Origin of the sequence: Kitasatospora sp. NPDC059408 (genome assembly GCF_042751525.1) — a bacterium.
GTDB lineage: Bacteria > Actinomycetota > Actinomycetes > Streptomycetales > Streptomycetaceae > Kitasatospora.
Map to the genome: position 1 here is coordinate 61,579 of NZ_JBHYWI010000018.1, position 12,748 is coordinate 74,326.

14 protein-coding genes are annotated in these 12,748 nt (G+C 75.7%); 10 read left to right on the forward strand and 4 right to left on the reverse strand.

The window, feature by feature from the left end; translation table 11 throughout:
- Positions 1 to 277 precede the first annotated feature (277 nt).
- The 4 genes from ACFXDE_RS14540 to ACFXDE_RS14555 all read left to right on the forward strand — a co-directional run bounded on the left by ACFXDE_RS14540 (position 278) and on the right by ACFXDE_RS14555 (position 3,235).
- Entirely contained in the window at positions 278 to 802 is a 525-nt protein-coding gene (locus ACFXDE_RS14540; protein ID WP_380494156.1) for a SigE family RNA polymerase sigma factor, read from the forward strand.
- Positions 789 to 1,640, forward strand: coding sequence for a hypothetical protein (locus ACFXDE_RS14545; RefSeq protein ID WP_380494158.1), 852 nt, complete (start codon positions 789 to 791; stop codon positions 1,638 to 1,640). Before ACFXDE_RS14540 ends, ACFXDE_RS14545 begins: the two co-directional genes overlap by 14 nt.
- Before the next feature lie 239 nt (positions 1,641 to 1,879).
- On the forward strand, positions 1,880 to 2,449 hold the full coding sequence (locus ACFXDE_RS14550) for a L,D-transpeptidase family protein (protein WP_380494160.1): 570 nt from the start codon (positions 1,880 to 1,882) through the stop codon (positions 2,447 to 2,449).
- A gap of 90 nt (positions 2,450 to 2,539) precedes the next feature.
- The gene (locus ACFXDE_RS14555) at positions 2,540 to 3,235 is read left to right on the forward strand and encodes a hypothetical protein (protein ID WP_380494162.1); all 696 of its coding nucleotides are present in this window, start codon (positions 2,540 to 2,542) and stop codon (positions 3,233 to 3,235) included.
- A 6-nt stretch (positions 3,236 to 3,241) separates the two neighbouring features.
- Here ACFXDE_RS14555 and ACFXDE_RS14560 read toward each other — a convergent pair whose 3' ends face one another.
- Positions 3,242 to 4,339, reverse strand: coding sequence for a chemotaxis protein (locus ACFXDE_RS14560; RefSeq protein ID WP_380436333.1), 1,098 nt, complete (start codon positions 4,337 to 4,339; stop codon positions 3,242 to 3,244).
- A gap of 247 nt (positions 4,340 to 4,586) precedes the next feature.
- On the opposite strand from ACFXDE_RS14560, the gene ACFXDE_RS14565 reads away from it, so the two are divergent.
- Positions 4,587 to 4,808: a hypothetical protein gene (locus ACFXDE_RS14565; RefSeq protein WP_380494165.1), complete on the forward strand. Its 222-nt coding sequence runs from the start codon at positions 4,587 to 4,589 to the stop codon at positions 4,806 to 4,808.
- A gap of 18 nt (positions 4,809 to 4,826) precedes the next feature.
- On the opposite strand, the gene ACFXDE_RS14570 is transcribed toward ACFXDE_RS14565, so the two are convergent.
- Both ACFXDE_RS14570 and ACFXDE_RS14575 read right to left on the reverse strand, forming a co-directional pair.
- Positions 4,827 to 6,425, reverse strand: coding sequence for a sigma-70 family RNA polymerase sigma factor (locus tag ACFXDE_RS14570; RefSeq protein WP_380494167.1), 1,599 nt, complete (start codon positions 6,423 to 6,425; stop codon positions 4,827 to 4,829).
- 151 nt (positions 6,426 to 6,576) lie between these two features.
- On the reverse strand, positions 6,577 to 7,398 hold the full coding sequence (locus ACFXDE_RS14575) for a CAP domain-containing protein (protein ID WP_380494169.1): 822 nt from the start codon (positions 7,396 to 7,398) through the stop codon (positions 6,577 to 6,579).
- Positions 7,399 to 7,806: 408 nt separating this feature from the next.
- Here ACFXDE_RS14575 and ACFXDE_RS14580 point away from each other — a divergent pair, with 408 nt between their 5' ends.
- The 5 genes from ACFXDE_RS14580 to ACFXDE_RS14600 all read left to right on the forward strand — a co-directional run bounded on the left by ACFXDE_RS14580 (position 7,807) and on the right by ACFXDE_RS14600 (position 11,822).
- Entirely contained in the window at positions 7,807 to 9,351 is a 1,545-nt protein-coding gene (locus ACFXDE_RS14580) for an ATP-dependent DNA ligase (protein ID WP_380494171.1), read from the forward strand.
- Positions 9,352 to 9,551: 200 nt separating this feature from the next.
- Positions 9,552 to 9,785: a ferredoxin gene (locus ACFXDE_RS14585; protein ID WP_380436323.1), complete on the forward strand. Its 234-nt coding sequence runs from the start codon at positions 9,552 to 9,554 to the stop codon at positions 9,783 to 9,785.
- Positions 9,786 to 9,851: 66 nt separating this feature from the next.
- Positions 9,852 to 11,066, forward strand: coding sequence for a cytochrome P450 (locus ACFXDE_RS14590; RefSeq protein ID WP_380436321.1), 1,215 nt, complete (start codon positions 9,852 to 9,854; stop codon positions 11,064 to 11,066).
- Positions 11,067 to 11,179: 113 nt separating this feature from the next.
- Positions 11,180 to 11,347 (forward strand): hypothetical protein, encoded by a 168-nt coding sequence (locus ACFXDE_RS14595; protein ID WP_380436319.1) that lies wholly within the window; start codon positions 11,180 to 11,182, stop codon positions 11,345 to 11,347.
- Positions 11,348 to 11,486: 139 nt separating this feature from the next.
- Entirely contained in the window at positions 11,487 to 11,822 is a 336-nt protein-coding gene (locus ACFXDE_RS14600) for a hypothetical protein (RefSeq protein ID WP_380436317.1), read from the forward strand.
- 43 nt (positions 11,823 to 11,865) lie between these two features.
- Here the strand turns inward: ACFXDE_RS14600 and ACFXDE_RS14605 are convergent, their stop codons facing one another.
- Complete coding sequence (locus tag ACFXDE_RS14605; protein WP_380494174.1) at positions 11,866 to 12,708, reverse strand: hypothetical protein; 843 nt, start codon at positions 12,706 to 12,708, stop codon at positions 11,866 to 11,868.
- Positions 12,709 to 12,748: the final 40 nt, after the last annotated feature.

The window sequence follows — 12,748 nt, forward strand, 5'->3', positions numbered from 1 at the left end:
TGCGCGCCCCTGCGCCGCACGGGACGGGCGGCGCATCGTGGTACCACGGCCCGCCCGCCGCCCGGCTCAGTCCCGGCCGGCTCGCGGGCCGTCCAGCGTTCCGGCCGGGCCGGGCCGCGGCCGTCCGCCGGGGCCTGGGAAAATATCCCCGGAACGGAGACAACCCGAACCGCGGGCCACCGCGTTCCACCTGCCGTGAGGACAACACCACGCACGCGGCCGACCGGGCCGCCACGGCGGACGGGAACGACGGGAACACCATGGCAGGGGCGGCGGGATGAGGGACGCGACACCGGACTTCGAGGAGTTCGTCGCCGCCTGCGGCCCGAAGCTGCTGCGCACGGCCTGGCTCCTGACCGGCGACCCGCACCAGGCCGAGGACCTGCTGCAGACCGCGCTCGCCAAGGTGTGGCCCAAGTGGGACCGGATCTCGATCGAGCACCCCGAGGCGTACGTGCGGAAGGTCCTGGTGAACTCGCACGTCTCCTGGTGGCGCCGCCGCTGGACCGGCGAACTCCCGCACGAGGAGCTGCCCGAGCCGCCGGTGCAGCGGGCCGACCCCTTCGAGGACGTCGTGCTCAGCCAGGTGGTGGCCACCGCCGTCCGGGCGCTGCCGCCACGGCAACGGGCCGTGGTGGTGCTGCGCTACTTCGAGGACCTGAGCGTCGAGGAGACGGCCGACGTGCTGCGCTGCACGACCGGCACCGTCAAGAGCCAGACGCACCGGGCGCTCGCCTCGCTGCGCGGCAAACTGCCGGTCAGGGAACTGATGTTGGACGGGGGACGGCGTGACGGGAACTGACTTCACCCACCCGGACCGGCCGGACGGACCCGGCGGCGCCGACACCGGGGAGGAGCAGGAGCTGCGGATCCTCCTCCAGCAGGCCGCGCCGCACCTCGCCGCGCCCGAGGACCGCATCCAGCGGATCCTCGACCGCGCCGATCGCACCCGGCGCCGCCGGCGGGCCGCCGGACTGGGCGCCGGGCTCACCGGCGGACTGCTCGCCGCCGTGCTGGCCGCCGCCCCGGCGATCGCGCCCTCGGGCCCCCACTCGGGCCCGCTGGGGGCCGCAGGGGCTCCGGCGCCCGCACCGAGCACGGCCGCGCCCTCGCCCTCCCCCGCGCCCGAAGGCCCGGACGCCGTGGGGCCGTTGGGGCCGGCGATCTCGTTCAGGTCGGTTCCGGAGATGGTCGTCAACGTGCCCAAGGGCTGGTTCACACAGGACAGCGGCGGGTCCAGCCCCCTGCGCAGCATCGGCACCCTCGCCAATCAGGAGCTCATCCCCCTGTCCAGCTGCCCCGCGCAGCAGTCGATCTGCTTCCCGGTCGGGAAGCTGTACGCCGGCGGAGTCGTCCTGACCTTCCGGCTCGTCGACGACGCCGGCACGTTCTACAGGCACGTGGGCCAGTCCGGCCCGGGCGAGGTCACCGCCGTGGGCAAGGAGTGCGCGAGCGCCGGAGGCAGCGACCAGCTGGTCGGCTACCGGACCGTCGGGACCGGTGCGACCTCGACGCTGGTCGAGCTGACCGCGTGCTTCCGGGGGCCCTCCCTGATCGCCGCCCAGCAGGTGGCGCAGGTGCTGGAGTCGATCCGCTCCGCGGAGCGGAACAGCCCTGCCGCCAAGGACTCGGTCGGCTGACCTCCGCCGCCCCTGCCCCCCGTACTCCTTCCGAAAGCCGAACCGCCATGTCCCTACCCCGTTGTGCCCTCGTCGGGCTGGGCGCGCTGCTCCTGATGAGCTGCGCGCCCGGCCCGGCCGCTTCGCCCGCCACCTCCGTCAGCGCCGCACCGACCGCCCCACGGGCGACCGCTCCGGCCGTCACACCGGCCGCCGCGGGCCGCCCCGCACCGCCTGAGCTCCCCCGTCAACTCCCGGGAGTGGGGCCACAGTTGCTCGCCGACGTCCCCGCCGAGACCAGGCAGGCCCTGGTCGTCACCGGCGACCGCGCCGACCTCTCGACCGGGCGTGCCACGCTCTACCGCGACGACGGCTCCGGCTGGCTCGCCGGACCGACCTGGCCCACCCGCAACGGCAACCGCGGCTGGAGCGCCGACCACCGCCTGGGCGATCTGCGCTCCCCCGTGGGCGTGTTCACCCTCACCGCCGCCGGCGGCAGGCTGCCCGATCCGGGATCCCGCCTGCCGTACGACCACGACGGGGGATTCACCGTCTCGGGCACGGGCTTCGAGGGCGAACCGCTCGCGGGCTCCTTCGACTACGTCGTCGCGATCGACTACAACCGCGTCCCCGGCTCGACCCCGCTCGACCCGCGCCGCCCGAACGGCAGCGGCCGCGGCGGCGGCATCTGGCTCCACGTCGACCACGGCGGCCCGACCCACGGCTGCGTCGGCCTGCGCGTCGACGACATGCGCGAGCTGCTCCGCGCGCTCGACCCGGCGCTGCACCCGGTGGTCGTCATGGGCGATGCGGTGGCGCTGGCGGGGTGAGCTGTCCGTCCCCCTCTCTTCCAGATTCGGCGATCGGCCGGGGAAGAACAAGACTGCAATTTCCGGGCGGACAGGGGGACCCTGGCACCCATGACCTCTTCTCTCCCGGACACCGGGACCAGCAGAGACTCCCTCCCCTCGACTGCCGCGTCCCTGGCCCACGTCCGCTGGATCGCCGGCGGCACCGGCAGCGGCAAGAGCACCCTGGCCCGCCTGCTCGCCGCCCGCCACGGTCTCCCGGTGTACGACGGCGACCTCGCGGAGCACCGGTGGCTGACGCTCTGCACGCCGGAGCAGCACCCGTACCTCTCCGCCCTGCGCGACCTGCCGCCGGGTGCGATGTGGGACGGCCGCACGGCGGACGAGGTGCTGCGCGCGATGCCGAGCATGAACGGGGAGATGCTCGGCTTCGTCGTCGACGACCTCCTCGCCATGCCCACCGACCGGATCGTCCTGGTCGACTACTTCGGGATCCTGCCCGCCGACCTCGCGCCGCTGCTGAGCCGGCCGGGCCAAGCCGTCTTCCTCCTGCCGCCCGCGGAGTTCCGGCGGGACGTGCTCCGCGCGCGCTACGCGGATCCGCAGCGCGCGCGGGCCACGTGGGGCGGCCGCGACCCCTCGGCGGTGCTCGCCGAGCGGCTCGCGCGCGACGCCCTCTGGGACGCGGAGGTCCGTGCCCAGGCCGTCGGCCACCGGCTCGACGTCCTGACCGTCGACGGCGCCACGCCGGCCGCCGACCTGGCCGAGCGGGTGGCCGCCCGCTTCGGCCTGGGCCCCGGGGCGTAGCGTGCGTCAGTACCGCAGGACGGCCGCGATGTGGTCGCGCGAGGCGAGCTCGCCGGACGGGACGAACTGCACGCGGGCGCCGGTGTCGAGGGCGCGCTCGACGATCTCGTCGACCATGTCCACGCGCACGTCCGGCCCGCCGTCGTCGGTGGGCACCAGGTGGGTGTCCGTCACCCGGACGGGCTGCCAGTAGTCCTCCTCCACCGCGACGACGGCGGCCCGGCCCTGCGTGACGTTCTGCCAGACCTCGTCGATGCCGGCGGCCAGGCCCTTCACGCCCTGGGCCTGGCTGAGGCGCTCCTGGACCTCGGCGACGGCCTTGCGGCCCTGGTCGGCCACCGTCGCCCGGACCGCCTCGGCCACCGCGGCCGGGGAGGCGTGGCCGAGTCCGCCGCGCGCGACCTGGGCGGAGGCGCGCTTGGCCGCCGTGCCGACGTCGTCGAGCAGGGAGATCGCCGCCGCCTCGCCGAGCACGTAGAGCGGGCGGGCGTCGGCCTCCAGGACGGCGGCCAGGGCGGTGTCGGCCGAGCGCAGGAACCTGCGGGTCTCCTCGTCGGTGAAGGTGCTCGGCACGTTGCCGATCCGCTCCGTGCGCTCGACGTCCCAGTCCGGCCGGACCTGGTCGACCGGGAAGCCGCCGTCGTGCGGCACCAGCTTCGGCCCGGAGCCGCTGAACAGGGCGGCCCGGTCGGCGGAGACGGTGAGCACCCAGTAGGGCGCGCCCGAGACGTACGCGGCGACCAGGTTGCGGGTCAGGAAGGTGTCCGAGACGACGACCCGGGCCGGTACCGAGCGCGGGAGCGACCACACCTGGTGCTCGCCGGGCGCCGCGAAGATCACCAGGCCGTCCTCGGCGTGCACGAGGTCGACCTCCGCGAGCGCGCGGTCCAGCTGCTCGACGACGTCCAGCCGGTCCGCCCGGCTGACCGCCTCGTCGGCCTGCAGCCTGGCCTTCGCCTCGGCGACGAGGTTGCGCAGGCGCACCGGGTCCTGGGTGTTGTCGGGCTCGCTGCGGTGGGTCGGCAGCAGGACGGAGACGGCCGGGTAGCGCCGGGGGCGGCGCAGCTCGGCGAGGACGGCGGAGGTGAGCTCGGCTGCGTGCATCGGGTGCCCTTCGTGTCGCGGGGGTGGCGGGGCCTGGGACGGTCGGCGAACCCGGCCGGAAGGGAGGGGCGGAAAGATCGATTTGCCGGATTCGTTCCGGAACCCCTCCCCATCCCACCCCGCTCCTAAGCCCCCCGCCACCGGAACGCCCGCGCGCCGGGCCCGTAGCCCGCGCGCCCGGCCCGCGCCCCCAGCCCCGTGACCCGTGCGGTGCGGGCTCGTTAGCCCGGGCATGAAGAAGCGCAGCATGCTTGCCGTGGCCTCGCTCGCCGTCGGCGTCGTCGCCTCCCTGACCGCGCCGAGCGCACACGCCAGCGCCGTGGGCGGGCAGGAGGGTCTGCCCGCGCCGCTCGGCTCGACGGCCGACCTGGCGCCGGGGCAGGTCGGCGACGCCGGCGGCGTGGTCGGGCACGCCACCGGCTACGTGACCGGGCAGGCGGACGGGCTCGTCCCGGTCACGCCGGCGTAGTCGGGGCGGCGGCCCGGCTCAGGAGAGCGGGGCGCCGAGGTCCTGGGCCCAGTAGGTGCCGGCCGGCCCGGCAGAGACGCCGACGCCGACGTCCTTGAAGCCGCAGTCCAGCAGGTTGGACTGGTGGATGCCGCCGTCCATCCAGTGCGAGACGACGGCGGAGGGGTTGGTCGTGCCGCGGTCGAGGTTCTCGCCCCACTGGGACCAGCGGTAGCCGGCCGCGGTGATCCGGGCGTCGGGGTGGACGCCGTCGGGGTTGACGTGGTCGAAGAAGTTGCGGGCGACCATGTCGTCGGCGTGCTTCTGGGCGGCGCCGTGCAGCCGCGGGTCGATCCGCAGCGGGGCGCAACCGGCCTTCGCGCGTTCGGCGTTCACCAGGTCGACGAGCTGGCGCTCCAGGCTGGGCGGGGCGGTCGCCCTGGACGCGGTGGGCGACGGGGTCGGCGTGGGCGTGGCCGTGGGGGTGTCGGTCGGGCTCGGGGTCGGCGTCGGCGTGGGGGTGTCGGTCACGGCCGCCGGGGCCGGTACCGGGAGGGCGAGCGGCGTCCAGGTCGGGGTGTCGGGCGCGGCGGCCGGGGTGGTCGGCTCCGGTGCCGCCTCCAGCGGCTTCTCCGCGGGGGCCGGCCAGACCAGGGCGAGCGTCGTGACCGCCACGGCGGCCGCCGCACCGCTCACCAGGACGGCCTTCTTGGCGGCGAGCGCGGCCCAGCCGCCGTGCGAACCGGCCCCGGTGGCGCCCGCGGTGCCCGCCGCGCCGCCGGCTCCGCCCGCGCCGGTGGCGCCCGTCCCCGCCGCGGAGGCGACCGCGGCCGCGGTGACCTTGAAGTGCAGCAGCGCCGGCGACCCCATCGGGATCGGCACCAGCGCCAGCCCGGCGAGCAGCCCCTCCGCCGGGAAGAGGTCGCGGCCCAGCCGGTCGCAGGTGGCGCAGCCGCGGATGTGCCGGGCTATGCGCTTGCGCCACACCGAGTTCGGCGTCCCGTCGAAGCCGGCGGTGACCTCGGCCAGCTCCGGACAGCGCGGGTAGGCGCCGAGCGCCCGGACGACCACGCGGCCGGACTCCAGCTGCTTCTTCATCCGCTGCACCCGGACGGCGGTGTGCTGCGGGCTGAGGTCGAGCGACTCGGCGAGTTCGGCGCGGGTCAGCTCGCCGTTCGCCTCCAGCCACCACAGGGAGAGCAGTTCGCGGTCGTCCGGGTCGAGCCAGCGGGTGGCCTCGGCGACCTCCCGGCGCTGGCCGGAGAGGCCGAGCCGCAGGATGGTGAGGTCGGTGAAGTCGGCGCGGGGGTCGGCGACTTCCCACGTCTCGTCGAGGCCGCCGACGGTCGGCTGCTGCTGGCCGGCGGCGTGCCGGCGGCGGACCTGGTTCATCGTGATCGCGACCAGCCAGGAGCGGAACGACGACGGGTCGCGCAGCCCCTCCAGGCCGTCCAGGGCGCGGATCATCGTCTCCTGCGCGACGTCGTCGACGTCGGCGTGCCCGCCGAGCGCGCGCCCGGCCACGTTGTAGACGAGCGGCAGCCAGGCGGCGACCAGCGCCTCCTGGGCCTGCCGGTCGCCCGCCTGGGCGGCGCGCACCAGGGTCGTCCCGGTGCCGCGCACGTCTGTGTTGCGCACGTCAGCGTTCTGCACGTCAGCGTTCATCGTCCGCACTCCGTCTTGCCGTCTTCCGCCCGCCGATGCCTCCTCGGAGACCCCTGGGGAGTGATCAGATAACAACAATTTGCGCGGAATCGGAAAACGGGCCGGTGACGGGCCCGCGGCGGGGTCACGCCGGGGCGGCGAACACCTGGGTCCACCACGGGCCGCCGGAGCCGGTCCGGACGCCCACGCCGAGCTGCTTGAAGGCGCAGTTGAGGATGTTGGCGCGGTGGCCGGGGCTGTTCATCCAGGCGTCCATGACGGCGGCCGGGTCCTTCTGGCCGCGGGCGATGTTCTCGCCCCAGGTGCTCCAGCGGTAGCCGGTCGCCTCGATGCGGTGGTCGGCGTGGTAGCCCTCGGGGCTGGCGTGGTCGAAGTAGTTGCGGTCGGCCATGTCGTCGCTGTGCGACTGGGCGGCGGTGGCCAGGCGGGGCTCGGCCGCGACCGGGTCGCAGCCGGCCTTGGCCCGCTCGGCGTTGACGAGGTCGACGACCTGCTGGGCGTACGAGGGGGACGCGCCGCCGCCGACCGGGGTGGGCGCGGACGTCGCCGCGGGGGCGCTCCCCGTGGCGGTGCGCTGGGCGGTGGTGGGCTTGGCGGTCGGGGTCGGCTTGGTGGTGGCGGTGGCGGTCGGGGTGGGCGTCGCGGAAGCGGAAGCCGTGGCGGTGGCGGTCGCGGTGGCGGAGGCGGTGGGCGACGGGGTGCCCGGGTCGGTCGCGGACAGGTTGACGGGCGACTGCGGTGTACCGGGCACGAGGGCCGGCCCCCCGCCGGCCCCGGGCACCTGGATGCCCTCGTGGGTGCCGGCCTCGGCGGCCATCAGCGCGTCCAGTGCCACCGCCTGCCCCGGGTCCCGGTCCGACTGCTTGCCCGCGTACGCCGCGTACCCGGCGCCCGCCAGCGCCGCGAGCAGGCCCGTCCCGGCCACCGCGACGACGACCGTCGACACCGGGACGAACGCGCCGCGCCTGCGGCCCCGCCTGCCGCGCCCTCCGTGGCGATCGGTGTGCCGCTCGGCTGCCCGGCGCGCGGCACGCCCTGCGGAACGGCCGCCCGCGCCGTCGGCCGATCCGGTCGCCGGGAGGATGGTCGTCCTGTCTTCGCTGTTCACCTGGCCACGCTTTCTGTCCGGGTCGGCGGTCGGGTGCCGACACCTGGGAGACCCTCCGGCGCGCCGCCGATAACAAAAATTCCGAACGAATGTCCGGCGGACCGGTCACGGACCCCGCCGCGAGGACCGGGCACCGTCCGGACGGTGCCCCCGTGCCGTGCCCCCGTGCCGCGTCTCCCGGCGGGCGCTGCGGAGGCCCGACAGGGATTCTGGAGGTGTCCGAAGCCGTCCGCCCGAGGAGGTGCCATGGCCCTGCGCGAGCTCGCCCTCACCTCCCGGGCCGTCGCCGCCGAGTCCGGCCGCAAGGCGAAGACCGCGCTGCTCGCCGCGTGCCTGCGGGAGCTGGGACCGGACGAGGCACCGGCGGCCGTGGCACTCCTGTCGGGCGAGTCGCAGCGGCTGCGCACCGGCGTCGGGTACGCGGGCCTGCGCGACCTTCCGCCGCCCGCCGACGGGCCCGGCGAGCTCGGCGTGCGGGAGGTCGAGCGGGAGCTGGAGCGGATCGCCGGGGTGCACGGGGCCGGGGCGCAGGGCGAGCGGCGGCGGCTGCTGACGGAGCTGTTCGGCCGGGCGACCGAGGTCGAGCAGGGGTTCCTGCGGGCCGTGCTGGCCGGCGAGTTGCGCCAGGGCGCGCTGGACGCGGTGGTCGGGGACGCCGTCGCGCAGGCGGCCGGGGTGCCGGTCGCGGCGGTGCGGCGGGCGCTGATGTTCCGCGGCTCGGCCCGGGCGGTGGCCGCGGCGGCGCTGACCGGCGGGGTGCCCGCGCTGGCCGCGTTCCGGCTGGAGGTGGGCCGGGCGGTGCGGCCGATGCTGGCCGCGTCCGCACCCGACGTGGCCTCGGCGCTGGAGCGCACCGGCCCGGCGGCGCTGGAGTGGAAGCTCGACGGCATCCGGGTCCAGGTGCACCGGGACGGCGGGGACGTCGCCGTGTTCACCCGCAGTCTGGACGACATCACCGCGCGCGTGCCCGAGGTGGCCGACGCGGCGCTCGCACTGCCGCTGCGCTCGGCCGTCCTGGACGGCGAGGCGATCGCGCTCGGGCCGGACGGCCGCCCGCGCCCGTTCCAGGAGACCGCGGCGCGGACCGCCACCCGCCGGGACCCGGACCGGCTGCGGGCCGAAGTGCCGCTCAGCGCCTACTTCTTCGACCTCCTGCACCACGACGGCGAGGACCTCGTCGACCGACCCGGCGGCGAGCGCTGGACGGCGCTGGCCGACGTGGTGCCGCCCGGCCTGCGGGTGGCACGCACGGAGACCGGGGACCGCGCCGAGGCGCTGGCGTTCTTCCGCGACACGCTGGCCCTCGGCCACGAGGGCGTGCTGGTCAAGGACCCCGCGGCCGGGTACGCGGCCGGCCGGCGCGGCGCGGGCTGGATCAAGGTGAAGCCCCGGCACACCCTGGACCTCGTGGTGCTGGCCGCCGAGTGGGGCAGCGGCCGGCGCCGCGGCCGGCTCAGCAACCTGCACCTGGGCGCCCGGACGGCGGGCGAGCCCGGGCTCGGCCCGTGGGTGATGCTCGGCAAGACGTTCAAGGGCCTCACCGACGAGACGCTGGCCTGGCAGACCGCCGCACTCCTCGCCCGCGAGACCGGCCGGGACGACCGGACCGTGCGGGTCCGGCCGGAACTCGTCGTGGAGATCGCCTTCGACGGCGTCCAGCGCAGCCCCCGCTACCCCGCCGGGCTGGCCCTGCGCTTCGCCCGGGTGGTGCGCTACCGGCCGGACAAGGACCCGGCCGAGGCCGACACGGTCGCCGCCGTCCGGGAGATCGCGGCCGCCGAAGGGCTGTGAGCGGGGTCGCAGCGAACCAGCCTTGACAAACTGACGTCAAATCAAACCTCGTGCTGCCAAAGGTCGTTCCGCCCCGGACCGAATCGGCCAATCTGCGCAAACCTGCCACAACACCCTCCGTGTGCGCCGCACCACCGGGTTAGGTTGGCAATGCCCAGGTTGGCATTGCCAACGAGCAACGAGTGCAGGAGGGAACGCCCATGAAGGTGAGCCTCGACCGGGACCGCTGCTGCAGCTCCGGCCTGTGCGTCTCGAACGCCCCGGAGATCTTCGACCAGGACGACCACGACAGTCTGGTGAGACTGCGCCGAACGACCTTCCAGCCGAGCGAGTACCCCGACCTCAGACTCGCCGCCGAACTCTGCCCGTGCGGCGCGATCACCGTCACCGAGGACACCGCCCCGGCCGACGGACCCGCCGCGACCGGCCGTTAGCCCAGCGCCTGCGCTCCACCCGACCCCACCCGGGAGATCCCCACCGCGACGCCGAGGAGTACCGCCTTGACGACCACGCCCGCGCCCACCACCCCGGTGCTGCCCGCCCCGCACGACATGCGCTGCCCGTTCAGCCCGCCGCCCGCCTACACCGACGCCGCCCGCACCGGCTCCGTCAGCCGCGCCGCCCTGCCCGACGGCACCCCCATCTGGCTCGTGACCGGCTACGCCGAGGTGCGCACCGTCCTGTCCGACCAGCGCTTCAGCGCCGACGCCCGCCACCCCGCCTTCCCCCTGTTCGCCCCCGACCGGCGCGAACTCATCGCCGAGAACCCGGCGTTCATCCGGCTCGACGACCCCGAACACGCCCGGCTGCGCCGCATGGTCACCGGGGACTTCCTGGTCAAGCGGGTCGAGGCGATGCGGCCCGAGATCCAGCAGATCGTCGACGACGCCCTCGACCGGATGACCGACGGCGTCACCGAGGCCGACCTGGTCGGCGCGTTCGCCCTCCCGGTCCCGTCGCTGGTGATCTGCCTCCTGCTCGGGGTCCCCTACGAGGACCGGGAGATGTTCCAGGCCCTCAGCGCCACGCTGCTCAACACCTCCGCCCCCAAGGAGGAGGTCGCCCGGGCCAACGACGAGATCCTCGACTACCTCGGCGGACTCGCCGCCCACAAGAAGGAGCACCCGGCCGAGGACATCCTCAGCCGCCTCGCCGCCCGGGACGACCTCACCCTGCGCGAGATCGCCTCCACCGGCGTGCTGCTCCTGATCGCCGGCCACGAGACCACCGCCAACATGATCGGGCTGTCCACCGTGCTGCTGCTCCGGCAGCCCGAGCGGATCGCGAAGCTCGCCGACCCGGCCGCCGTCCCCGGCGCGGTCGAGGAACTGCTGCGCCACACCACGATCGTCCACACCGGCCTGCCGCGCGTGGCCGTCGAGGACATCGAGCTGGACGGCACGCTCATCCGGGCCGGGGACGGCGTCTTCGCGATGCTGTCCACCGCCAACCGGGACGAGGGCATGTTCGGCGGCCCCGACCGCACCTCGCCCGACGACGTCGACCTCGACCGCGACGCCCGGCGCCACCTGGCCTTCGGCTTCGGCGTGCACCAGTGCCTCGGCCAGCCGCTGGCCCGGGCCGAGCTGCAGATCGCGCTCGCCACCCTGTTCCGCCGGCTGCCCGGCCTGCGGCTCGCGGTGCCCGAGGACGAGTTGCGGTTCCGCTCCGAGAACATCATCTACGGACTGAAGTCGCTGCCCGTCACCTGGTGACCCGGCTGGCCCCCGGGCCGGGGCGGGGGCAGGCTGGAAGGGCGAACGACAGACCCGGCCTGCCGCGCCCCGTCGAGGCGTGCCCGGACCGGCCGAGGAGACGGAGCCCGCAGATGACCGACATGAGCGACCGGGCCCACGTGAGCACCGAGACCGACGAGGACGTCCGCGCCGCGGACCCCGAGGAGGGCGTCACCTCGATGCAGAACCTTCACGCGCAGGACGAGTCCCGGGCGGAAGGCGAACCCATGCTGGACGAGAACGGTACGAGCAGCAGCTGACCAGCTGACGGACGAGGGCGTGTCTTCCGGTCCGAGCCGGAAGACACGCCCTGAGGCCGCCCGGACGTCCCGGGCGGCCTCCGGCTACCGCTGGTGTCGCTCCCGGACGGGCGGCCGACCGGCGGGGGAGGATAGGCGCATGACCGAGCACACTCAGGGCGGCGGGCGGGTCCAGCCGCCCGCGGACCCGCGCGCTTCGTGGGCGACCTGGACCACGCAGTCGATCATCAGCGGGCCCGGCGGGGTCACCACCGCCGAGGTCGGGCCGATCTCCGGCGACCTCACCGTGCACACCACGTGGGTGGACGGCGAGGCCCGGCTGACCGTCCAGTACACCGGCGCGCTGGACTGGTACACGGTGTCCGGCAGCCCCGTCCCGGCGGCGGACGAGACGACCGCGCGGGCGATCCACCAGGCGATGGTCAACGGCGTCAAGGCCGGCCGCGGCGCCGCGGCACCGCCCGTCGCGGGGTAGCCGGGCAGCGGGGAGCCGGCCGGCGGGGTAGCCGGGCAGTCGGCTACCCCGCGGCGGCGTCCCAGTAGGAGGCGTCCGCCGGACGGCGCCGGCGCAGGTCCTCGCGGACCTCGCCGGCCAGCCGTCGGGTGTCACGCCGGTTCACGGTGGCACCGATGCCCGCGCCGACCAGCAGCGGCGTCACCGAGGGCAGCCGGCGCAACGAGCTGCGGGTCAGCCGGCGCCGGACCTGCTGGCGCACCTCCGCGCCGAGCGCCAGCGCGGCGAAGCCCGCCGGGCGGGCCAGCAGCGTGGCGTCGACGCCCCGGCGGTTGGCCCACGCGGAGAGGTAGGCGGTGGCCCGCTGGCTGACGCTCCCGGTCGCCGGGACGCCGTAGACCTCGTGCAGCTCGGCGATCAGCTTGACCTCCACGGCCGCCACGGCGAGCGTCTCGGCCGCGATCTCCACCGGCATCGCGGGCGGCACCGGCAGCATCGCCGCCGCGCCGACACTCGCTCCGAGCGCGCCCGACGCCCTGGTCGCGCCGAGCACCAGCAGGTCGGCGAGCTGCTCGGGGTCGGCGGCGCCGGGGTGCTGGGCCCGCAGCGTGGCCAGGCTGCGGACCGGGATGCGCGGCGCGGCCCGCACGAGCTGCTCGGTGAGCGCCCGGCCGCCGATCGCGGCGCCCTTGGCGGCGGCGCGGCCACCCGTGCCGAGCCGCCGGGCGACGCCGCGCACCAGGGACCGGCCGCGGCCGCCCTCCGCCCGGTACTCGGCCACCTGCCACTCGCCGACGGGCCGCTCGGCCTCCTCGACCAGGCCGGCGAGCTCGTCCGCGAGCTGCTCGGGGACGGCGGCACCGGGCTCGGAGCGGTCCGAACGGCCGGGTTTGCGGAAGATTGCCATGCACATCCGCTACCCGGTCCGGGCCGGTGCTAGTCGGTTC